This window comes from Martinezella lusitana, assembly GCF_016901135.1.
Taxonomy (GTDB): domain Bacteria; phylum Pseudomonadota; class Alphaproteobacteria; order Rhizobiales; family Rhizobiaceae; genus Rhizobium; species Rhizobium lusitanum_D.
Genome location: NZ_JAFEVL010000010.1, coordinates 264,391 through 285,773, shown reverse-complemented (window position 1 = coordinate 285,773; position 21,383 = coordinate 264,391). Strand labels below are relative to the sequence as shown.

At 61.0% G+C, this 21,383-nt stretch carries 24 protein-coding genes; 14 read left to right on the top strand and 10 right to left on the bottom strand.

From position 1 onward, the window contains the following. The first annotated feature begins 4 nt into the window (after nt 1–4). The 3 genes from JTP94_RS04355 to JTP94_RS04345 all read left to right on the top strand — a co-directional run bounded on the left by JTP94_RS04355 (nt 5) and on the right by JTP94_RS04345 (nt 1,480). Nucleotides 5–220, top strand: coding sequence for a hypothetical protein (locus tag JTP94_RS04355; protein WP_204849318.1), 216 nt, complete (start codon nt 5–7; stop codon nt 218–220). A gap of 51 nt (nt 221–271) precedes the next feature. Continuing rightward, nucleotides 272–709, top strand: a complete 438-nt coding sequence (locus tag JTP94_RS04350) for a DUF2185 domain-containing protein (RefSeq protein WP_204849317.1) — start codon at nt 272–274, stop codon at nt 707–709. A 102-nt stretch (nt 710–811) separates the two neighbouring features. Next, nucleotides 812–1,480, top strand: a complete 669-nt coding sequence (locus tag JTP94_RS04345) for a spermidine synthase (protein ID WP_204849316.1) — start codon at nt 812–814, stop codon at nt 1,478–1,480. 30 nt (nt 1,481–1,510) lie between these two features. Here JTP94_RS04345 and JTP94_RS04340 read toward each other — a convergent pair whose 3' ends face one another. Beyond that, on the bottom strand, nt 1,511–1,897 hold the full coding sequence (locus JTP94_RS04340) for a VOC family protein (protein ID WP_204849315.1): 387 nt from the start codon (nt 1,895–1,897) through the stop codon (nt 1,511–1,513). 15 nt (nt 1,898–1,912) lie between these two features. After that, the gene (locus tag JTP94_RS04335; protein WP_204849314.1) at nt 1,913–3,196 is read right to left on the bottom strand and encodes an MFS transporter; all 1,284 of its coding nucleotides are present in this window, start codon (nt 3,194–3,196) and stop codon (nt 1,913–1,915) included. A gap of 97 nt (nt 3,197–3,293) precedes the next feature. On the opposite strand from JTP94_RS04335, the gene JTP94_RS04330 reads away from it, so the two are divergent. Further along, on the top strand, nt 3,294–4,169 hold the full coding sequence (locus tag JTP94_RS04330) for a LysR family transcriptional regulator (protein WP_204849313.1): 876 nt from the start codon (nt 3,294–3,296) through the stop codon (nt 4,167–4,169). Here the strand turns inward: JTP94_RS04330 and JTP94_RS04325 are convergent, their stop codons facing one another. After that, complete coding sequence (locus JTP94_RS04325) at nt 4,170–5,075, bottom strand: LysR family transcriptional regulator (protein ID WP_204849312.1); 906 nt, start codon at nt 5,073–5,075, stop codon at nt 4,170–4,172. A gap of 119 nt (nt 5,076–5,194) precedes the next feature. Here JTP94_RS04325 and JTP94_RS04320 point away from each other — a divergent pair, with 119 nt between their 5' ends. Next, nucleotides 5,195–5,959 (top strand): SDR family oxidoreductase, encoded by a 765-nt coding sequence (locus JTP94_RS04320; protein WP_204849311.1) that lies wholly within the window; start codon nt 5,195–5,197, stop codon nt 5,957–5,959. A gap of 159 nt (nt 5,960–6,118) precedes the next feature. On the opposite strand, the gene JTP94_RS04315 is transcribed toward JTP94_RS04320, so the two are convergent. Further along, nucleotides 6,119–6,565, bottom strand: a complete 447-nt coding sequence (locus JTP94_RS04315; protein ID WP_409456586.1) for an ester cyclase — start codon at nt 6,563–6,565, stop codon at nt 6,119–6,121. Between the two features lie 246 nt (nt 6,566–6,811). Between JTP94_RS04315 and coaBC the strand changes: the two genes are divergently transcribed. Beyond that, nucleotides 6,812–8,023, top strand: a complete 1,212-nt coding sequence (gene coaBC / locus JTP94_RS04310; RefSeq protein WP_204849309.1) for a bifunctional phosphopantothenoylcysteine decarboxylase/phosphopantothenate--cysteine ligase CoaBC — start codon at nt 6,812–6,814, stop codon at nt 8,021–8,023. On the opposite strand, the gene JTP94_RS04305 is transcribed toward coaBC, so the two are convergent. Then, a complete protein-coding gene (locus JTP94_RS04305; RefSeq protein ID WP_204849308.1) occupies nt 8,010–8,825 on the bottom strand; it encodes a class II glutamine amidotransferase in 816 nt (271 codons plus the stop codon). The two genes, coaBC and JTP94_RS04305, sit on opposite strands and share 14 nt — an antisense overlap. Nucleotides 8,826–9,428: 603 nt before the next feature. On the opposite strand from JTP94_RS04305, the gene otsB reads away from it, so the two are divergent. Together otsB and otsA are read left to right on the top strand one after the other, a co-directional pair. Beyond that, nucleotides 9,429–10,223: a trehalose-phosphatase gene (gene otsB, locus JTP94_RS04300; RefSeq protein ID WP_204849307.1), complete on the top strand. Its 795-nt coding sequence runs from the start codon at nt 9,429–9,431 to the stop codon at nt 10,221–10,223. 49 nt (nt 10,224–10,272) lie between these two features. Next, on the top strand, nt 10,273–11,649 hold the full coding sequence (gene otsA / locus JTP94_RS04295) for an alpha,alpha-trehalose-phosphate synthase (UDP-forming) (protein WP_204849306.1): 1,377 nt from the start codon (nt 10,273–10,275) through the stop codon (nt 11,647–11,649). 3 nt (nt 11,650–11,652) lie between these two features. On the opposite strand, the gene JTP94_RS04290 is transcribed toward otsA, so the two are convergent. Continuing rightward, a complete protein-coding gene (locus JTP94_RS04290) occupies nt 11,653–12,561 on the bottom strand; it encodes a choline sulfate utilization transcriptional regulator (RefSeq protein WP_204849305.1) in 909 nt (302 codons plus the stop codon). Nucleotides 12,562–12,723: 162 nt separating this feature from the next. Between JTP94_RS04290 and betC the strand changes: the two genes are divergently transcribed. Next, nucleotides 12,724–14,238 carry a choline-sulfatase gene (gene betC / locus JTP94_RS04285; protein ID WP_204849304.1) on the top strand — a complete coding sequence of 505 codons (1,515 nt, stop codon included), beginning with the start codon at nt 12,724–12,726 and terminating at the stop codon, nt 14,236–14,238. Between the two features lie 66 nt (nt 14,239–14,304). Beyond that, entirely contained in the window at nt 14,305–14,514 is a 210-nt protein-coding gene (locus JTP94_RS04280) for a molybdopterin-binding protein (protein WP_204849303.1), read from the top strand. 56 nt (nt 14,515–14,570) lie between these two features. Here JTP94_RS04280 and tsaA read toward each other — a convergent pair whose 3' ends face one another. Both tsaA and JTP94_RS04270 read right to left on the bottom strand, forming a co-directional pair. Continuing rightward, nucleotides 14,571–15,095: a tRNA (N6-threonylcarbamoyladenosine(37)-N6)-methyltransferase TrmO gene (gene tsaA / locus JTP94_RS04275; RefSeq protein ID WP_204849302.1), complete on the bottom strand. Its 525-nt coding sequence runs from the start codon at nt 15,093–15,095 to the stop codon at nt 14,571–14,573. A 25-nt stretch (nt 15,096–15,120) separates the two neighbouring features. Beyond that, nucleotides 15,121–16,146: an iron ABC transporter substrate-binding protein gene (locus JTP94_RS04270; protein WP_204849301.1), complete on the bottom strand. Its 1,026-nt coding sequence runs from the start codon at nt 16,144–16,146 to the stop codon at nt 15,121–15,123. Nucleotides 16,147–16,521: 375 nt separating this feature from the next. Between JTP94_RS04270 and JTP94_RS04265 the strand changes: the two genes are divergently transcribed. Both JTP94_RS04265 and JTP94_RS04260 read left to right on the top strand, forming a co-directional pair. Next, complete coding sequence (locus JTP94_RS04265; protein WP_204849300.1) at nt 16,522–16,911, top strand: nuclear transport factor 2 family protein; 390 nt, start codon at nt 16,522–16,524, stop codon at nt 16,909–16,911. Nucleotides 16,912–16,985: 74 nt separating this feature from the next. Continuing rightward, entirely contained in the window at nt 16,986–17,810 is an 825-nt protein-coding gene (locus JTP94_RS04260) for a helix-turn-helix domain-containing protein (RefSeq protein WP_204849299.1), read from the top strand. 24 nt (nt 17,811–17,834) lie between these two features. Here the strand turns inward: JTP94_RS04260 and JTP94_RS04255 are convergent, their stop codons facing one another. Beyond that, nucleotides 17,835–19,418 carry a peptide chain release factor 3 gene (locus JTP94_RS04255; RefSeq protein WP_204849298.1) on the bottom strand — a complete coding sequence of 528 codons (1,584 nt, stop codon included), beginning with the start codon at nt 19,416–19,418 and terminating at the stop codon, nt 17,835–17,837. A gap of 91 nt (nt 19,419–19,509) precedes the next feature. On the opposite strand from JTP94_RS04255, the gene dut reads away from it, so the two are divergent. Both dut and JTP94_RS04245 read left to right on the top strand, forming a co-directional pair. Further along, complete coding sequence (gene dut / locus JTP94_RS04250) at nt 19,510–19,980, top strand: dUTP diphosphatase (protein ID WP_204849297.1); 471 nt, start codon at nt 19,510–19,512, stop codon at nt 19,978–19,980. Further along, entirely contained in the window at nt 19,980–20,873 is an 894-nt protein-coding gene (locus JTP94_RS04245) for a GNAT family N-acetyltransferase (RefSeq protein ID WP_204849296.1), read from the top strand. Before dut ends, JTP94_RS04245 begins: the two co-directional genes overlap by 1 nt. Here the strand turns inward: JTP94_RS04245 and JTP94_RS04240 are convergent. Then, nucleotides 20,870–21,334, bottom strand: a complete 465-nt coding sequence (locus JTP94_RS04240) for an Lrp/AsnC family transcriptional regulator (protein WP_204849295.1) — start codon at nt 21,332–21,334, stop codon at nt 20,870–20,872. The genes JTP94_RS04245 and JTP94_RS04240 overlap by 4 nt on opposite strands. Between the last annotated feature and the right edge of the window lie 49 nt (nt 21,335–21,383).

Below are 21,383 nucleotides of genomic sequence, written 5' to 3'. Positions count from 1 at the left end.
AAATTTGGACGAGAGCCAGTGTGAAAAACTGCGTGACGTTTATACTACTTTTTACAACTTATGGCGACAGCAGTTTGGGACCATCGAATTGGATGATCCGCGCCCGATAGTAGTGGAAGCGCCGTATACGTTCTTCCTGCCACTGGACGAGGAACTGGAGGCCCTGAAGCCCGGCGACTTTGCGAAGCTCATTGTGCGAAGTATTCCACATAGCCACTAATATGGTGCCGAAAGGCTATGGGTTAAGATATCGACTATATCGGGTCTGTCGATGACAGGGACGGTTGATAACGATCCCTGTGATATTCCACAATTGAAGGTTGGAGCTGAAATAGCATTCGAACGCCACCACGTCGTTGCCGTTGATTTCCTCCGTGAGACTCCCATCATCGAGCCGGAAAAATTTCGCCGTGAATTTTGGGAGCGATGTCTCGTCGACAGGAACGTGATCGAAAAGCGATCGCTCGTTCAATACCTTTATCGTGAGGAGCCAGACCTCACCGGCGAGAATGACCAGTTTCCCGACAGCGGATGGCGTATTCGTGGCGATGACGTTTCTATTGAAGATTCAGATACCGACACGGCCGCCTATGCCGCCTTGGGCGTGGTCTTGAATGCCTACGATAGCTGGTTACATCTCATCAACGCACCAAGCGGAAGCGCCTTTGCTCGCGACCCAGATAGCAATAGCTTTGTGCCGACGAACTAGCATGATCGCGATCTAAACCTCGCAAATAATATAACAGGCTATTCCAAACGCTTGACAGGCGATAAGGTCCCCGCCGATTTAAGATCAGTCGAAGAGTTGCCCTTGATCCCCTGGACCTTGCTCGATACTGCGAAAATCCCCGGCGGCGGTGAGCTGCGGCTGAAGCAGCGCGGCCAGGAATTTTCCATCATGCTCGGTACCAACGAGCTGATGAACAGCCGTCTCAGCGGCTCGGAACGCGCGCTTGCTACGCTTTCCTGCGAAAAGATCCAGGGCCGGAAGGCGCCGCATGTGCTGATCGGCGGCCTCGGCATGGGGTTTACCTTGCGCGCGGCGCTCGGCGAGCTGGACGTGGACGCCAAGGTCACGGTGGCCGAGCTGGTTCCGGCCGTCGTCGCCTGGGCACGCGGGCCGATGGCAACGGTCTTCGATGGCTGCCTCGACGATCCGCGCGTCGCCATTCACGAAGGCGATGTCCGATCGCTCATCCGCGCGAGCAAGGCGACTTACGACGCCATCCTGCTCGATGTCGACAATGGTCCTGATGGCATCACGTCCGAGGCTAATGATGGTCTTTACGATTATCAGGGCCTGAAGGCCGCCCATAGCGCATTGTGCCCGGGCGGTGTCCTCGCCGTCTGGTCTTCTGGGCCTGATGAGCGTTTCACAAGGCGCCTACGTGATAGTGGCTTTGCCGCCGAGGTGGTCCATACGCGCGCCAATGGCAAGAGCGGCGCGCGTCACGTCATTTGGCTGGCGGCGAAAGCCTAGGAGCCTTTCCTCCGCCGAACGCGGGTAATCTCAGGAAAGGGGATTGGAAACTTCGACCAGATTGTGATCCGGATCGCGGAAATAGACCGAGAGAATCGGGCCGGTCGCACCGGTGCGGCGCACAGGGCCTTCCTCAATCACGACGCCTTCGGCCCTCAGGTGAGCGATGATGTCATCGATCGGCGTCTCGCTGATGAAGCAGAGATCGGCCGAGCCCGGCGTCGGCCGCTTGGCTTTCGGTTCGAATTCGCGGCCCGCACGATGCAGATTGATCTTCTGATTGCCGAAAGTCAGCGCCTTGCGGCCTTCGCCGAACGTCTCCACGCCCATGCCGAAGACACGGGCGTAGAAATCGCAGCTTTGCTCGATGCTCGCAACCGTCAGCACGAGATGATCGAGATGGTCGATGCGGATCATTTTCGCTCTCCGGCCTTAGCGGCGAGCCAGCCTTGCGACCGCAAAGGCGCTGACAAGGCAGATGGCCAGCATGATGAGGATGAAGGCAACCACGGCATTCCAGCCGTCGTCAAGCCAGAAATAACCGCCGAGCGAGCCGGCGATGCTGGAGCCCAGATAATAGGCGAGCAGATAGAGCGAGGAGGCATGACCCTTGGCGCCGCGCGCAAGCCGTCCCACCAGGGCACTGGCGACGGAATGGGTCATAAAGAAGCCGATCGTCACCAGAACGATGCCGAGGATGATCAGCGGCAGCGACGTGGCGAGGGTGACGGCCGCGCCGAGCGCCGCAATCAGCACGCCGGCCGGCAGCACGACGAAGTGACCGATGCGATCGCCAAGCAGGCCCGCTGCCCAGGAGGCGACGATGCCGAAGAGATAGGCGGTGAAGATCAGGCCAAGTTCGGTCTGGCTGAGGTTATAGGGGGCGGCGACGAGGCGGAAGCCGGCATAATTATAGACCGTGACGAAAGAACCCATGACCAGGAAACCGATGGCAAAGAGCAGAGGCAGCGCCGGATTGCCGAAGTGACCACCCCAGGCCTTCGCATGGAAGGCGACATCGAAGCCCTTGCGCGGCGTGAAATTGCGCGACGGCGGCAGCAGATAGAGAAAGCCGGTGGCGGCGATCAGCCCGAGGATGCCGACAGCGGCTAGCGCTGGCCGCCAGCTGAAGAATTCGGCGATCGTCCCCGTCACCACACGACCGGCCATGCCGCCAAAGGCGTTGCCGGCGATATAGAGGCCCATGGCGCCGCCGAGGCCGCGCGGCTCGATTTCCTCCGCCAGATAGGTCATGGCAACTGCCGGCACGCCGCCCAGAAGGAAACCTTCGAGGGCGCGGAAGACCAGCAGGACATGCCAGTTCGGTGAGACGGAGCAGACGAGCGTGCAAAGGGCAGCACCCAGCAGCGATATGAACATCAGGCTGCGCCGGCCGAGGCTTTCGGAAACGGCCGCCGCGCCGAAGATCGCAAAGGCGAGGAAGCCGGTCGAAAGCGACAGTGACAGCGAGCTCGCCGCGGGCGTAACGCCGAAATCCTCGGAGAAGATCGGCATCAGCGGCTGCACGCAATAGAGCAGCGAGAAGGTGGCGAAACCGGAGAGGAACAGCGCGATCGTCGCGCGCCGGAATGCGGGCGTACCGCGCGTGAGGTATTGACGGGGCTCAACCGCCGGCTCGCTCCTGACGAGCGTCAATTCCGGACGGGAGGGAACTTCGGAAGCGGTGATTTCTTGCTTTTCAGCGGCGCGGAACATGGGGGCATCCAACCTTTGTTGCCTAGGAATCTAGTCAATACCGCTTCATTAGTCCAATATATGGAACAGGCGATTTCAATAGGTTTTGGAGATAGCGATGGAGCTACGTCATATCCGCTATTTTCTGGCGCTCGCGGACGAAGGGAACTTCACCCGCGCCGCCGCCAAGCTTGGCATCGGCCAGCCGCCGCTCAGCCAGCAGATCAAGGATCTGGAAAACGAGGTGGGCGCGCAACTGTTTCACCGCGTACCACACGGCGCCGAGCTGACGGCGGCCGGCGAAGCCTTTCTGGCCGAAGCGAAAATGGCTGTCGATGCGGCGGAAAAGGCAAAGCTCGCAGCCCAGCGCGCCAATCGCGGCGAGATCGGCCGCCTGTCGCTCGGCTTCACCGCCTCCTCAGCCTTCAACACCATCGTCACGGCGACCATCCGCGAGTTTCGCGATCACTGGCCCGAGGTACGACTGTCGCTCACCGAGATGAATACCAATGCGCTGATGGAGCGGCTGATACGCGGCGAGATCGATGCCGCCTTCATCCGGCCTGGCCTGGAAGATCCACGCGACGTGCGGTTGAAGCGTTTTGCCGACGAGCCGATGCTGATTGCGCTGCCGGCCCATCATCCCCTTGCCGCTAGAGATCGCCTGCCGGTCGCAGCGCTTGCCGGCGAGCCCTTCATCCTGTTCCCGCGCATGGTGGGCCTCAGCCTCTATGACGATATCGTCGCGGCCTGCCGCGAGGCCGGCTTCGAGCTTGTCGTGACACAGGAGGCGCCGCAGATCCCGTCCGTCGTCAATCTTGTCGCCGCCAATCTCGGCGTTTCCATCGTTCCCGCCTCGATCGCGCAGATCAAGCTCGACGGCGTCGCTTATCGCCCGATCGATGGGCCGCCGCTCGCCGCGCGTCTCGGCCTTGCCAGCCTCAAGGCGCAGCGTTCGCCCGTCGTCGCCAATCTCATGAGCCTGATTGCCTGATTAGCCTTCCCGGTCCCAATAGGGCGGATCGCCGAACGCCTTCCTCAAGTGATCGGCCATGGCGCGCAGTTTTTCCGAGGGATTGCGCCCTTCGGGATGCGCCATGAAGATGAATTCCGCCTCCGGCCGATAGCCCACATCGATTTCGACAAGCCGCCCCTCTTTTATCGCCGGACCCGCGATGAAGGTCGGCAGCAGTGCGATCCCCAGCCCGGCAATTGCCGCATCATGCATGACGTCGCCATTGTTGACGCCGAATGCCAGCTTTCCCCTGATGATGACGGCGCCATCCGGCCCCTGGAAACGCCAATCGGCGACGCCACGATTGGTGTAGAAGATGCCGCGATGGTTTTCGAGATCGGCCAATGAGGCAGGCCTGCCGTAGCGGCTGAGATAGTCCGGTGCTGCAACGAGAAGACGGCGGCTGCGGGCGAGCTTCCATGCGACGAGGCGCGAATCGGCAATCAAGCCATGGCGTATGATCGCATCATAGCCTTCCGACGCGGCATCAACCCGGCGGTCATCAAGGTCCAATGTCAGCTCGATCCCGGGATGCTCAACAAGAAATGGATAGAGAGCCGGGCCGAGATGCATGCGGCAGAAGGTAACGGGCGCTGCGATGCGCAGCGCGCCCGTCAATGTCCCGCGCCGTTCCGCCAGATCGGCAGCAGCCTCGCGCACCTCATTGGCGATGCGCGTCGCCCGCTCCAGAAAGGCGAGGCCATCCTCCGTCAGGGTCAGCTTGCGGGTCGTGCGATGAAGCAATGTCGCCCCGAGCGTCTTCTCCATTTCCGACAAGCGCTCGCTCACAACGGATTTCGACAGGCGCAGGCGGCGCGCCGCTTCGCTGATCGACCCCGCTTCGGCAACGGCTACAAAGGCAACGATACCGTCAATCTTCAACATCGTTCGGCGATTCCGAATTCGAGTTCCATGATTTGAAGACTAATCCGAACGATCGGAAAAGGCCATCTTCCGTGTATCGGACAGACCGAAAGACACGTCCTCACATAGGAGATGGAACAATGAACCGCTTGAATGGAAAAGTCGCGATCGTCACCGGCGCCAGCTCCGGCATCGGCCGCGCCACCGCAAAGCTCTTCGCCGCCGAAGGCGCCAAGGTTATCGTCGGCGCTCGCCGCAGCGCGGAATTGGAAAGCCTTGTCGGTGACATCAAAGCCGCAGGCGGTGATGCAGCCGCATTGGCCGGCGATGTGCGCTCGGAAGACTACCACAAGGCGCTGGTCGCCCTTGCGGTCGAGCGCTACGGCAAGCTCGATATTGCCTTCAACAATGCCGGCACGCTCGGCGAGGCCGGTCCCAGCACCGAGGTTTCAGAGGCGGGCTTTGCCGAAGCGCTGGCGATCAACCTCACCGCGTCGTTCCTGGCCGCCAAGCACCAGATCGGCGAAATGATCAAGCACGGCGGTGGTTCTGTGATCTTCACTTCGACCTTTGTCGGCCATACTGTCAGCTTCCCGGGGGTTGCCGCCTATGCCGCCAGCAAATCCGGCCTGATCGGCTTGACGCAGACACTCGCCGCCGAATTTGGTCCGCAGAATGTGCGCGTCAATGCCATACTGCCAGGCGCGGTCGATACCGATATGTATCGCGAGATGAACGATACATCCGAGAAGCAGGCTTTTATAACCAATCTGCATGCGCTGAAGCGCGTCGCCGGTCCCGAAGAAATTGCCCGCTCGGTCCTCTACCTCGCCTCCGATGACGCAAGCTTCGTCAGCGGTACGGCTTCGCTCGTCGACGGCGGCCTATCGATCACACGTACCTGACCGCCCTTTTCACGGCGCAATTATCGTCGGCTGCATCAGCAATCCCCGGAACGCCGATATGATCCCGCAAAGCATGAATTGGTTGCGGGATCATGTCGCTGGCGTGCTCTGAATGGATAAAGACCGGCCGTGGGCCTAGTCCCCTTGCGGCCTTTCCGTTCAGAACATCGTATTGTTGTTCATCGATTTTTCCGGGATCGGCTGCACCGAGTCCCAGTGCTCCTCGATCTTGTTGTCCTCGACGCGGAAAATATCGACGATGGCGCTGCCCCTGTCGCCCGGCTGGCGAATATTGTGGACACGCAGGATCACAAAGTCGCCGTCGACCATGACGCGCTTAATCTCGCTCTTCGACTGTGGGTAGTTCTTCTTCAGATACTCGAGGAAGCCGCGCAGGCCTTCTGGACCATCTGCAGCCAGCGGATTGTGCTGGACATATTTGCCGAGATATTTGGAGGCAGCGTCGAAGTCCTTGTCGTTCAGCGCCTTCTGGTAGAAATCCAGAACGATCTCCTTGTTCTTCTGCTCTTGCGGCGAATAGGCCCGCTCCGCCAAAGCCGGCGCGGCGGCAGCCATGATTGGCAGGGCGATCATTGCGACTTTCATCAGTTTCAAAGCGTTGCTCCTTCGATCAAAGACCCGGTCAGTCTCGTTGAGCCGGAAGAGCGTCGCAAATGACAAGGCTGTGATGCCCGGTAACCATCTGCCTGGAGGCCTCGGCAGAGCTGCCCGATCTCAGCATCATTGCCGCCTACCGCCGGTGCATTGGCGATGATGCCGGAACGCCGCGATTGCCTATTATCCGCCAAAGGCTTAGGCTAATTGCCAAAAGAACAGGCGACGGGTTCAACCATGGTTCTCGCAGGAAAGCGCATCCTTCTCATCATCTCCGGCGGCATCGCGGCCTATAAGAGCCTCGACCTGATCCGCCGGCTGCGCGAGCGCGGCGCGAGCGTACGCCCCGTCATGACGGCGGGCGCCCAGCAGTTCATCACGCCGCTTGCCGTCGGTGCCCTCGCCGCCGATCACGTTTTCACCGATCTGTTTTCCCGACAGGACGAACAGGATGTCGGCCATATCAGGCTTGCGCGCGATTGCGACCTCGTGCTGATCGCGCCCGCGACCGCCGATCTGCTCGCCAAGATGGCAAATGGGCTGGCGGACGATCTCGCCTCCACCATATTGCTGGCCACGGACCGGCCGGTGCTTGCCGCGCCAGCCATGAACCCGAAAATGTGGGCCCACGCCGCAACGAAGCGCAATGTCGAGATGCTGCGTGGCGACGGCATCGCTTTCGTCGGCCCCATGAAGGGGGAGATGGCTGAAAGCGGCGAGACAGGCGCGGGCCGGATGGCGGAACCGCTTGAGATCGTCGCCGCCGTCGAGATGCGGCTGCATGACGGCGCCAAGCCGCTTGCCGGCAAAAAGGCTATCATCACCTCAGGCCCGACGCACGAACCCATCGATCCGGTGCGCTACATCGCTAACCGCTCGTCGGGCCGGCAGGGCCATGCCATCGCCGCGGCGCTGGCAGCACTCGGCGCCGATGTCACCCTCGTCTCGGGGCCTGTCACCATTCCTGATCCACCGGGCATGCGCGTCATCCATGTCGAGCGCGCCGACGACATGCGCGATGCCGTGCTGGCGGCGCTGCCGGCCGACATCGCCGTCATGGTCGCCGCCGTTGCCGACTGGAAGGTGGCTTCCGCCTCGGACCAGAAGATCAAGAAGCATCCGGGCGAATCCCTCCCGACGCTGGCGCTCACGGAAAACCCCGATATCCTCAAGACCGTCGGCCATCACACGCAACGACCGAAACTCGTCATCGGCTTTGCTGCCGAGACGCAGGATGTGGAGAGCAATGCGAGGGCGAAGCTGGAGCGCAAGGGCGCCGATATCATCGTCGCCAACGATGTCTCGCCCGCGACCGGCATTATGGGCGGCACGCACAACCGCGTGAAGATCATCCGTCACGGCGGTGTCGAGCAATGGCCAGATCTCGACAAGGACGACGTGGCGGTGCGACTGGCGGCGCTGATCGCCGAGCAGTTCAAGCAGGGATAGCGGCTGGCGTCCGGGTCTCGTCGGTGGCACGCTCTTCCGGCTGGAAGGGCGTGACATGAACGCCCGTATCGTCAATCAGCACGGCGCTGCCATCGGGAATTTCCCGCCAGGCGTCGATATCGTCGTTCAGAGGTTCCGATACCAGGCAGTATCCCGAGCCGACAGGCGATGCATAGAGCGTCGGCGCCTTGCGGTCGGTGGCATAGCGTATCGCGTGCAGCGACTTGCCGTCGGAGAAGGCAGACGTGAAACGCACGAGCGCCGAGCCGGTCAGATGGATCGACAGGCCTTCGACAAAGCCGATAGTCTCCGCTATCGCCGCGACCGGATTGGCCACCAGGCCGAATTGCATCGACAGCAGGAACAGAAGCTCGGAATCGGTGGTGCCGCTGCGCGCGTGGAACAGCCTGTCATCGAGCATGGCTTCCATCGGACGGCGCAGGCGGTCGAAGTTGGAAATCTGCCCGTTGTGCTGGAAGGTCCAGTTCTCGAGAACGAAGGGGTGGCAGTTGTCGCGCCGGGTGCCACCGCCGGTGGCGGCACGGACGTGAGCCAAAAAGAGCGGCGAGCGGATTTGCCGCGCCAGGCTTTTGAGATTGCAATCGGACCAGGCCGGCAGGATGTCGCGATAGCGGCCCGGCTCCGGCCGGTCGCCATACCAGGCGATGCCGAAGCCGTCACCGTTGGTCGCGGTCTTGGCGCGCGTGGCGCAATGGGATTGTTCGATCAGGGAGTGGGCGGGCGAAGACACCAGCTCCTCCAGATAGAGGGGGTCTCCACGATAGGCTGCCCAGCGACACATGCGTCTTTCACTCCGATTTCCGGTGTTTTTTCTGTCCCGCGGGAGAATGGCAAATCTTGGACGATTGTTCATGCAGAATGGGTAACAAACTCTTAATTTTCCATTCCCTAACGGTCAAGATGACAGATATTTGACGCGTCGTCCGATCACATTTCGCATCGCAACATTTTCTTCGTGAGCCGATGCCGGCGAGGCTTTCGTCGCGGGGATCCCGCGAAAAGCATTTCGCTGCGACAAGAAGTGTGAAGTTCACTTGCGCCGAAACTCTTGCAATGATGGAAATTTAAGCTACGTTTAACTCATCTGAAACGTAACGAAAGGAAGGTGATCCAATGTCTAGTGAGATTTCGGTCTTCGTACCGGGCATGGAAATGGTCGTGAACGTTGCGAGGCAGCCCTCGCTCTGAATCAACGCCTTCCGGAAGCGCCTGTCGCTTCAGGCCAGTTACGGGCCAAAGCTCATGGGGGGTCGCTAACGCGGCCCCTTTTTGCATTCCCAGGCGTCAGTATTCTGACGATTTCAGCAGATCGCTGCCGACCTTGATCCATAACAAGTTCGTTTTTTTCCTTGCCGAATGGGAACAGCGCCTTAGCTAACCCTACATGTCTTCTCAGGAACAGCCCGATCAGGGCGAAGCCGAACCGAGGCCGCTGAAAGAGCCGGCACTCACCGCACTCTCACTGTATCCTCGGGATTGGGCCCTGTTCCTCGACATCGACGGAACTCTGCTCGATCTCGCCGAGAGGCCCGAGGCGATCGTCGTGCCCAACTATCTTCCCGCTACGCTCCATGCGCTTTCCCGCCAGCTCGGCGGCGCGCTGGCATTGGTAACGGGACGCTCGATCGAATTCGTCGATCCGCTATTTGCGCCTTTCCGTTTTCCGGTTGCCGGCCTGCATGGCGCAGAACGGCGCGATGCGGCCGGACGGCTGCGACGGACGCATATTCCGCCTGCCTTCCAGCAGATGAAGCAGACCATTGCTCGCGAGGCCCATGCCTGGCCCGGCGCTATCGTCGAGGACAAGGGAGCCGCCGTCGCGGTTCACTATCGGCATGCGCCCGGGAGCGAGGCCGAGATTGCCGCGGCGATGCAACGCCACCTTGAGGAGGCCGGCCCCGACTGGAGCCTGCAGCGCGGCAAGATGGTGGTCGAGATCTGCCCGGCCCATGCCAGCAAAGGGCACGCCGTCGAGGCATTTCTTGCCGAAGCTCCGTTTGAGGGGCGCCGTCCGGTCACGATCGGCGACGACGTTACCGATGAGACGATGTTCGCCACCGCCAACCGCCTGGGCGGCCAATCCGTGCGCATCGGCGACGGCAACGGAAAAACGCTGGCACGTGCATCCATTGGCTCACCCGCGCGTTTAAGAGACGTGCTGGCAACGCTCGTCAAATGATCCACCGATCATTGCGGCGCCCTGCCAGCCCTCCTGAAAGGAATAATCCGTGAGTCGTCTCATCATCGTTTCCAATCGCGTTTCCGTGCCCGATCACAAGGGTGCCGCGGCTGCGGGCGGCCTTGCCGTGGCGCTGCAGGCAGCCCTTGCCGAGCGCGGCGGCGTATGGATGGGCTGGTCCGGCAAATCGAGCGGCGAGGTCGAGCCGGAGCCGCTGCGGATGACGCAGGACGGCAATATCACCTATGCCCTGACCGATCTGACGCAGACCGATGTCGAGGAATATTATCAGGGGTTTGCCAACCGCGTACTCTGGCCGATCTGCCATTACAGGCTCGATCTTGCCGAGTATGCCCGCAAGGAAATGACCGGCTATTTCCGCGTCAACCGCTTCTTTGCCCACCGGCTTGCGCCACTGGTCGAACCCGATGACATCATCTGGGTTCACGACTATCACCTTATTCCGCTCGCGGCCGAGCTGCGGCAGATGGGGCTGAAGAACCGCATCGGCTTCTTCCTGCACATTCCCTGGCCGCCGGCGGACGTCGTGCTGGCCATGCCGGTGCATGAGGAGATCATGCGCGGCCTCTCCTCCTACGACCTGCTCGGCTTCCAGACCGATCATGATCTTGAAAACTTCGCGGGCTGCCTGAAGCGCGAGCGCATGGGCATCGAGAAAAGTCCTGGTCACTTCAACGCACACGGCCACGATTTCCGCGGCGGCGCCTATTCGATCGGCATCGAAACGGCCGCCTTCGCCGCCTTTGCCCGCAAGGCTGCGTCGCACAGCATGGTGCACAAGGTGCGGAAGAGCATCGAAGGCCGCGACCTGATCCTCGGCGTCGACCGGCTCGATTACTCCAAGGGCATTACCCAGCGCATCGACGCATTCGAACGCTTCATCACCAACAATCCCGCCCACCAGCGCAGCGTCACCTACCTGCAGATCACCCCGAAATCGCGCTCGGAAGTGCCGGAATACGAGGCGATGCAGCATGCCGTCGCCGAACAGGCCGGCCGGGTCAACGGCGCGATCGGCACGGTCGACTGGGTACCGATCCGCTACATCAACCGCTCGATCAGCCGCCCGATACTGGCCGGTCTCTACAGGCTCGCCAAGGTCGGACTGGTGACGCCGCTGCGCGACGGCATGAACCTCGTCGCCAAGGAATATGTGGCGGCGCAGGATCCGGAAGATCCTGGCGTGCTGGTACTGTCGCGGTTCGCCGGCGCGGCTCGCAAGCTGCACGGTGCCTTGCTGGTCAACCCCTATGACGTCGACGGCACAGCCAATGCATTGGCCCGCGCCGTCAACATGCCGCTGCAGGAACGGCAGGAACGTTGGCGCGGCATGATGGATTACCTGCTGAAGCACGACGTCTTGCACTGGTGCGACACTTTTCTCACCGATCTGAGGGCGGATTGAACATCACGACTGAGCGGTGTCCGCCTCTGCGAGCAGCCATTGAGCGAGCCGCTCGGCATGCGGGCTTGGCGCCGACGAAGGTAAGAGCCAGTAGCCGCGGTCCGGTGCTTCCAGCATGGGACCGGCCGTCACCAGCATACGGGCGGTCAGAAGCGAATCGACAAGGCCCATCCAGCCGATCGCGACCCCCTGCTCGCTGAGCGCAGCTTGGACAACAAGCGAATAGGTATTGAAGCGCAGGTCGCCGCGACCGGCATAGCTGTCGCGGGCGATGCCGAATGCCGCAAGATAGCTTTCCCAATCGAACCACGGCGACGGCATCTCGGAATCGAGATGCACGAGCGTGGTGCCCGCCAGCTGCGAGGGGTCCGTGAACGGGCCATGGCGATCTGCGAAGCCTCGGGTACAGATCGGCACCACCTTTTCCGGCAACAGTAAAACGGCCCCCGGCCCGAACTCGTTTCGTGCGCCGAAAACGACGACGATATCGCCGCTTTCCGGTGCGCCGCGATCCAGCCGCTGCGTGGCGACGATCTGGATATCCACCTCGTGGTGAAGCAGCCGGAATGCATGCATGCGGGGGATGAGCCAAAGCGCTGAGAAGGCATAATCGGTCCGCAACCGCACGGACGGGCGCTCTGCCTCGGCGCGAAAACTGCGCACCAGCGTATCGACACCGCCGACCGCCTTTTCGACGATTTCGAACAGGCGCTGTCCCTCAGGCGAGAGCACGACGCCGCGATGCTGGCGGCGGAACAGGGACACGCCCATCTGCTCCTCGATGCGGCGGATCTGGTAGCTAACGGCCGGCTGCGTCAAGCCAAGCGCCAGGGCTGCGGAAGACAGGCTGCCGGAGCGCCCGACCTCCACAAAAATCCGCAGCCAGCCAAGATCGATCAAACGTTCAGCCATAAAATTTCCTTTTGGCAGCCATCGAAAAATGTCGTCTTTACAGCGTGAATGCTAGTGATGTTCAATAAAATAACCCAATAGCAAAGAGGGAGCTATCGTCATGCGCGTTTCTGCAATGTGTCGGCTCGCCATCGGCCTCTGATCTCCAAGGAAAACACGCGAATGTCCCGCCCGAATATCCTCATTCTCATGGTCGATCAGTTCAACGGGACATTGTTTCCCGACGGACCGGCCGATTTTCTGCATGCACCGGTCCTGAAAGCCCTGGCGCAACGCTCCGTGAGGTTTGCCAATAGCTATACGGCAAGCCCCCTCTGCGCGCCGGCGCGGGCCTCCTTCATGTCCGGCCAATTGCCGAGCCGCACGCGCGTCTACGACAATGCCGCGGAATTTTCCTCGGACATTCCCACCTTCGCGCATCATCTGCGTGCCGCCGGCTATCAGACGGCCCTGTCAGGCAAGATGCATTTCGTCGGTCCGGATCAGATGCACGGCTTCGAAGAGCGGCTGACGACCGACATCTATCCCGCCGATTTCGGCTGGACGCCTGACTACACCAAGCCCGGCGAACGCATCGACTGGTGGTATCACAATCTCGGCTCGGTGACCGGGGCCGGCGTCGCCGAGATCACGAACCAGATGGAATATGACGACGAGGTTGCCTATCACGCCACCCGCAAGCTCTACGATCTCTCGCGCGGCCAGGACGATCGGCCCTGGTGCCTGACGGTCAGCTTCACCCATCCGCACGATCCCTACGTTGCGCGCCGCCGCTTCTGGGATCTTTACCAGGATTGTCCGGCGCTTGACCCGGACGTCGGCGAAATCCCCTTCGACAAGCAGGATCAGCACTCGCAGCGGCTAATGAAGGCATGCGATCATACCGCCTTCGACATTACGCCGAAGCAGATACGCCGGGCGCGGCGCGGCTATTTCGCCAATATCTCCTATGTCGACGAAAAGATCGGCGAGATACTGGAGGCGCTGGAGCGCGGCCGCATGGCCGACAACACCATCATCCTCTTCGTCTCCGACCATGGCGACATGCTCGGCGAGCGCGGCCTCTGGTTCAAGATGAACTTCTTCGAAGGCTCCGCGCGCGTGCCGCTGATGATATCAGCTCCCGGCTGGCAGCCGAGACGGATCGATCAGCCGGTCTCGACGCTCGACGTGACGCCGACGCTTGCCGGCTTGGCCGGGCTCGATATCACCTCGTTGCGCCGCTGGACCGATGGTGAGGACCTCGGTCCGCTTGCCCTTGGAACCGGAATCCGCGGCCCGGTGCCGATGGAATATGCCGCGGAAGGGTCCGAAGCCCCACTCGTCGGCCTGCGCGACGGCCGATACAAGCTGACGCTTTGCGACAAGGACCCGCCGATGCTCTTCGATGTCGAGGCCGATCCGAAGGAGCTGACCAATCTCGCCGGCGATCCCGCCCATGCCGAAACGCTGCACCGGTTGACCGCGCAGGCCATGGAGCGCTGGAACCTGGCGAGCTTCGACGCGGCGGTGCGCGAAAGCCAGGCGCGTCGATGGGTCGTCTACGCGGCGCTGCGCAACGGCGCCTACTATCCCTGGGATTATCAGCCGCTGCAGAAGGCCTCGGAGCGATACATGCGCAACCACATGGATCTCAACGTCTTGGAGGAGAACAAGCGCTTTCCGCGCGGCGAGTAGGATTTCGGGGTAGCCCGCTGCGAGCCGGGACGATATTGTCGCGCCGGCACAAGGGAGAAAATATCCATGAAAATCAGTGCGAGAAACCGCCTCAAGGGCAAGATCGTCGAGATCACCAAGGGCGCGACGACGGCCCATGTCCGCATCGATATCGGCAACGGCTCCATCGTCACCTCCTCGATCACCAACGAGGCGGTCGACGAGCTCGAGCTAAAGGTCGGCGCCTCGGCCTATGCCGTGATCAAGGCATCCGACGTCATGGTCGCAGTCGACTGATCTCAGAAGTGAGGCATGATCCCTCGCGAAAACCTCCGCGCCTTTCGGGAAAATGCCTAGGCCTTCTGGCAGTAATGTGCCGTCTCGCCGTCGCCCGTCTGGAAATCGCCAGGCTGCGGCGGCGCGATCGGTTTGAACAGCGTCCGATCCGGCTTCAGATCGAGCAATGGCGTGCCGTCCAGGCAATCGAGCCCACGCACCAGCAATACGGCACCCTCCACGGCTTCGAGCTTGACGATCGATGTGCCGATGGGGTTGGGCCGCACCGGCGATCGCAGCGAGAATGTGCCGTGCACCTTGCCGTTGCTCGCCGGGCTCTGCAGCACGAGATCCCGGCGCGAACGATCCAGCCAATAGAGAATTTCCAGGCGCTCGAAAGCCTCGACCCCCGTCAGCGCCGGCACCCAGGGCTCGAAGATCTCGATCCGGCACAGCGGCCCATCGTGCCGGCCTTGGCGCGGCGTCTCCATGCGGGATGTCCAGGGCGTGGAGATACGGCCGATGAAAGTGAGACCGGCATCCGACGCCGTAGGTGGCTCGACGGCCACCTCGTTTTCGCGAATCTCGTTCTCACGGACCATGGATTGCCTCCTTCACCGGTGCCGGTTACTTCACGCCCTTCAGCAGGGTGGCCAGCTGAGCATCCGTCAAATCGATCTGATAGAACAGCTTGTAGAACGTCTTCACATCGTCGGCGAACTCGCTCCTGAAGAGCTTCGGATAGAGCAGCCTTTCCAGCCAGCGCACGCCGAGGAGCCTGTTGACGCCGGGCGGCGAATCAAACCAGCCGAAAGGCAGGGACGGCGACACGAAGATCTTGCCATCCTTGACGGCCTTGATAGCAGCCCATTGCGGATCGCTCCTCACCGATACGGCGAAATTTGGATCATCGGCGATGATGATATCCGGATTCCAGCCGACGACCTGCTGCGGTGTCACCTTGGTCAATCCACCCTTGCCGGCGGCCGCCGCGACGTTCATCGTGCCCACGACATCGAGGATCTCAAGATTGATCGAGCCCGACAGTCCGGTCTCCAGGCCATCGGCGCCACGGCCGTAATAGACGCGCGGCCGCGGATCGCTCGGCAGCGTCGCCAGCTTGTCGTTGAGATCCTTGATTGCCGAATCGGCATAATCCGCAAGCTTGTTGGCACGATCCTCGACGCCGATGAGAGCACCGACATCACGAAGTGTCTCGCTGGTGCGGCCAAAGCTGCCGTCGATAAGGACATAGGGAATATGGGTCTCGGACTGCACCTTGTCGGCGAGCGCCTTGTAGGTGGGATCGACCGTGCCGGCATCGAGGATGATATCCGGCTTGGCGTCCGTCACGGCCTGCGAGCCGATCATGCCGTCCCTGCCTATCAGGCGCCCAATGGTCGGAAGCGCGCGCACCGACGGCATCAGATAGGCCTTGGCGGCATCATCAGGGGCGTGAACCCAGCCGACCAGCTTCTCCGGTGCCAGAACATAGACCAACACGGCGGCCGGCGGCCCGGCAACCAGGATACGGTTGATCTTGTCCGGCACCGATACAGTGCGCCCCGCCGCGTCGGTGATGATTCGTGCCTCGGCCGTAACAGGCAATAGTCCGACAAAGGCCAGAGCAAGAACCGCAAAAAATTTCATCATGAAAGTCGCCCGCTATGATCGAAGAGATCCCGGGGCGGCACTATGGCATAGCGCTATATTGGATGGAACATCGCGAAGACACTATTCCAAAGCCAAAGATGACCGTGGCGATCACGCCGCCTTGACGGCGGGGGAGCGTTCCGCTTCACCCGGTGCATACACCCTGCTGGCCAGCTTATCCGGCGCCGGACCAACGCGGACGCGGGCAGCTTTCATTACATCGCATGTAATTGAAAGCAGCACTCGTCTCGAGGTATCTAACAACCATCTTCTTGCAGGAAGAGCATTTTAAGCCCTTCAACACACAGAGCCTTCGCCCGGAACGATGTCGGTGGCCACGATCCCTCGTTCCAACGGCAGGCTCAGGAGAACCCCATGACCACGATGTCATTCACGAAAAAAGAAGCTCCCCAATGGCTGCTGGCCTTCTGGCGGGAAATTGACGACAAGACCTTCGGCGACGGCTTCGATTGCTTCGCGGAAGACGCAACATGCAACCTCGGCGTTGCCGACTGGAAGGGCCGCGAAACCATTCGTGAAAACTTGCGCGCCTTCATCGACACCGGATTCAGCGCGTTGCATGATGTCACCGAATATTGGGACGGCGGATCGCTGAAAATGTTCCGCGGTACGGTCACCATGACGCCCGATGACCGAACACAGACCGTGGTTAAGCCGGTCATGACGCATTTTTTCTACATGGATGAGGTCGATCCTACCAAAGTGCGTCATTGGTACGGATCAGTCGGGCCGATTGCGTTCTGACGGGAATCCACGTTGGCGGGGCGGTTGAATCATGCCCCGCCACAAAGAGACGAACGAAGCGAGGCCTCTGCACGATGAGTTCTTCCAGCGTAAATCCAGGAATGCCAAATGAACTCGGCCCACAGCTGCGCGCATGGCGCGGCACACGCGGCAAGAGCCAACTCGATCTTTCCCTCGACACAGGTATTTCGCAGCGTCAGATAAGTTTTATCGAAAGTGGCAGAAGCACGCCTGGCCGCTACAATCTTTTGCGTCTCGCCGATGCATTGGAGGTGCCATTCCGAGAGCGCAATACCCTGCTGCTCGCGGCCGGCTATGCACCCATCTATTCGGAAGGAAGCTTCGATGATCTGGAGATGCAAGGCGTTGCAAACGCACTCAGGCGTATGCTTCGTCAGCACGAGCCGTTTCCGGCTGTTGTGATGGACCGCTACTGGAACGTCATGATGACCAACGATGCGACTCCTCGCTTTTTCAGCCACTTCATCGATATGGCTGAACGGCCGGCACCGCGCAATCTCCTTCATCTCATGTTCGATCCCGCTGGCATGCGGCCCTTCATTCCGGATTGGGACCAGACGGCAAAAAGCCTGTTGGGAAGAGTCTTGCGCGAGGCTGTTGGTCGCGCCATCGATGCACGGACAAAGGATCTCATCGATCGTTTGCTTGCTTACCCCGATGTGAACGTCGAATGGAAAATATCCGTAACGGCGGAAAATACGCCCGTTATCCCTCTGTCATTTATGAAGGACGGTCACCTCCTGAGATTTTTCTCATTGGTCACGACTGTTGGTACCGCGCAAATGATAACAACCCAGGAATTGCGGGTCGAATGCATGTTTCCGTTGGATGAAGCCACGGAGATTCATTACGCCGAACTGATGAGCGCCGCTCAATAGCGGGCAGCGGCAAAGTTCCCGATGTCACGCCGCCTTGACGGCGTGATATTCCTTGATGGCGACCATTTTGATAGCCGGATAACGTTCTGCCTCGTAACGCAGCGAGAAGCCGTCCTGGGCAAGGAAAACCGGGTCACCGTCGAGATCGCGGGCGATATCGCCGCGGCGCGTGGTAACGAACTTTTCGAGGTCGGCGGCCTGGTCGGCGGAAACCCAACGGCAGACGGAGAAGCGCGACATCTCGAAGGAAACCGGCAGGCCGTATTCCCCCATCAGCCGCTCCTTCAGCACGTCGAGCTGCAGTGCACCGACGACGCCGACGATGGCGGGCGAGCCGTCTTCCGGCGAGAAGAGCTGCACGACGCCTTCCTCGGCCATCTGCTGCAGCGCTTCCTTGAGCTTCTTCGCCTTCATGGCATCCTCGAGACGCACGCGGCGGAGGATTTCCGGCGAGAAGTTCGGCACGCCCTGGAAGACCAGCGATTCGCCTTCCGTCAGCGTATCGCCGATGCGGAGCGTGCCGTGGTTGGGAATACCGACGACATCACCGGCATAGGCCGTGTCTGCAAGCTGGCGCTGCGAGGCGAAGAAGAATTGCGGCGCGGTCAGCCCGAGCTGCTTGCCGGTGCGCGACAGGCGTGCCTTCATGCCGCGCTCCAGCTTGCCCGAGCAGATGCGCGCAAAGGCGATGCGGTCGCGGTGGTTCGGATCCATATTGGCCTGGATCTTGAACACGAAGGCCGTCATCTTGTCGTCGGTGGCGTGAACCGTCCTGATATCGGCGACCTGATCGCGCGGCGGCGGTGCGAATTCGCCGAGTGCGTTGATGAGATCGCGAACACCGAAGTTGCGCAGCGCCGAGCCGAAGAAGACCGGCGTCATGTGACCTTCGAGGAACGATTGCCGATCGAAGGGACGGCAGGCTTCGATCGCCAGTTCCGTTTCGTCGATGAAGGCCTGCCGCTCGTTTTCCGGAAGCCTGTCAGCAACGGCTTGCGGGCCGTTGACATGGGTCGGTTCGATTTCCCTGTCGGAGCCGCGCACGGTATTATCAGCCAGATGATAGGAGCCGCAGAAGCTCTTTGCTCGGCCGATCGGCCAGGTGATCGGCGCCGTGTCCAGCGCCAGTTTCTCTTCCACCTCATCGAGAATCTCGAAGGGATCGCGGCTTTCGCGGTCCATCTTGTTGATGAAGGTGATGATCGGGATATCGCGCATGCGGCAGACTTCGAACAGCTTCAGCGTCCGCGGCTCGATGCCCTTGGCGGCATCGATGACCATGACGGCGGCGTCGACGGCGGTCAGCGTGCGATAGGTGTCGTCGGCGAAGTCTTCGTGGCCGGGCGTATCGAGAATGTTGAAGACATTGCCTTCATATTCGAAGGTCATGACCGAGGTCACGACCGAGATGCCGCGTTCGCGCTCGATCTTCATCCAGTCGGAGCGCGTCTGGATGCGATCCTTCTTCGCCTTGACCTCGCCGGCAAGCTGGATGGCGCCGCCGAACAGCAGCAGCTTTTCGGTAAGCGTCGTCTTGCCCGCGTCCGGGTGAGCGATAATAGCGAATGTACGGCGGCGGGAGACCGCCTCGGCGAGACTTTCGGCCATGCTTGTGAATCCTGTGAATTGCGGCCGTATCTAGCGATTCAAACTCCAGAATGCAATTGACCTTGGGCGCTCAGGCGCAAACTAATGCCGCATGACCATTCACACTGATATCAGCCCGACCCTGAACCTCATCCGCCTGCCGCATGGCCAAGGCCTGGACCTGCCCGCCTACGAGACCAAGGGCGCTGCCGGCATGGACCTGCGCGCAGCCGTCGAGGACGGCATGACGCTCTTGCTCGCGCCGGGCAAGCGGGCTCTCGTGCCGACGGGCTTCATCTTTGAAATTCCGGAGGGTTTCGAGGCGCAGATCCGCCCGCGCTCCGGCCTCGCCTTCAAGCACGGCATCACCTGCCTCAATTCGCCCGGCACGATCGACAGCGACTATCGCGGCGAGGTGCATGCATTGCTGATCAATCTCGGCGAGGAACCCTTCGAGATCACGCGCGGCATGCGCATCGCCCAGATGGTGATTGCGCCGGTCACCCAGGTGCGTGTTGCCGAGATTGCCGAGATCAGCGAAACGGCGCGCGGTGCCGGCGGGTTCGGCTCGACCGGCGTGTGATGGCGAATCTTGCCGGACTGCATGGCCTGACCTTCCGCCAGGACTATTTCGGCGACCCCCTCGCTTGGAAGGGGCTGGTCGATCTTTTGCAAGACACGTTTTCCATCGACGTCGGCATGCAAGATCAATTCGGCGGTCCTGATCCCAGCAGCATGCCGTTCGGCTATTTCGATTCCGATGGCCGCTGCATCGCCAACTTCAGCGCCTTCTCCATGCCGATGATGATCAATGGCCGTGCCATCAAAGCGGCAGGCTATCAATCCGGTGCGGTCCGGCCGGAATGGCGCGAACGCGGCCTCTATCGCGACCTCATGCAGCGCGCCTTTGACCGAACCTCAGCCGAGGGCTACGAACTCGACCTCCTGCTCACCGACAAGCCGGCGCTCTATGAGCGTTACGGCTTTCGCAGCCTGCCGCAGCATGTCTTCGTTGCTCGGATGCCAAAGCTCCAGAAGTCCGACCCAATTGCCCGGCAGCTCTCCTTGGAAGCGCCGGACGATCTGCGCCTGATCAAGACGCTTCTGCAAAACCGGCAGCCGGTCTCCACCCGCTTTGCCGTTATCAGGCAGACGGAGATGTTTCTGCTGAATGCCTGCTTCAATCCTGCGATCCGCCTGACAGCGCTCGCGGATAATGCGGTCATTGCGTGGACGTTTGATGGTGGGACTTTCTGGCTTCTCGATGTAGCGGGAACGGCCATTCCGTCCCTGTCGACCATCTTGTCCGCGCTTGATCTCCAACCCGATCGTGTCGAGATCTGCTTTTCTCCGGATCGCCTGGATTGCGAGGTATCGCGGGAGCCCTATGAGGGTTACACGATGCTAATGGTGCGCGGCAGCGCTGCGGACGATATAAGCGAACCGATCATGCTGTCGCCAATGGCGGAATTTTAGCGCGAAAGCGGTGGCAGCCGGCGCTTCACCGGTGTCGCCTTGATCATCGACGTATTCGTCTCCGCCCGCTCGGTGATCTTGTCCAATATGCCGTCGAGCTCGCCCATCGAGCGCACCACCAGACGACCGATGAAGCAATCATCGCCGGTGACCTTATCGCATTCGATGAATTCCGGTGTTTCCTGAATGATCCGCTCGACGACGTGCAACTGGCCGGGCAGAGGCCGGATGCGAACGATCGCCTGCATGGGGTAGCCGATCGCCTCCGGCGCGATATCCACCGTGAAGGCCGAAATAACGCCTCTCTCCTCCAGCCGACGCAGCCGCTCCGCAGCACTCGGCGACGACAGGCTGGCCACCTCAGCCAGCTCTTTCAAGGAGATCCGGGCGTTGCGCGCCAGCGCCTCCAGCATCCGCTGGTCCGTCTCGTCAAGACCGATCGCCGCATTAGGCACACCCATGTTTTGCTCTTATATAATTAGGAGAAATAACCGTAAATCCTTATCTAAA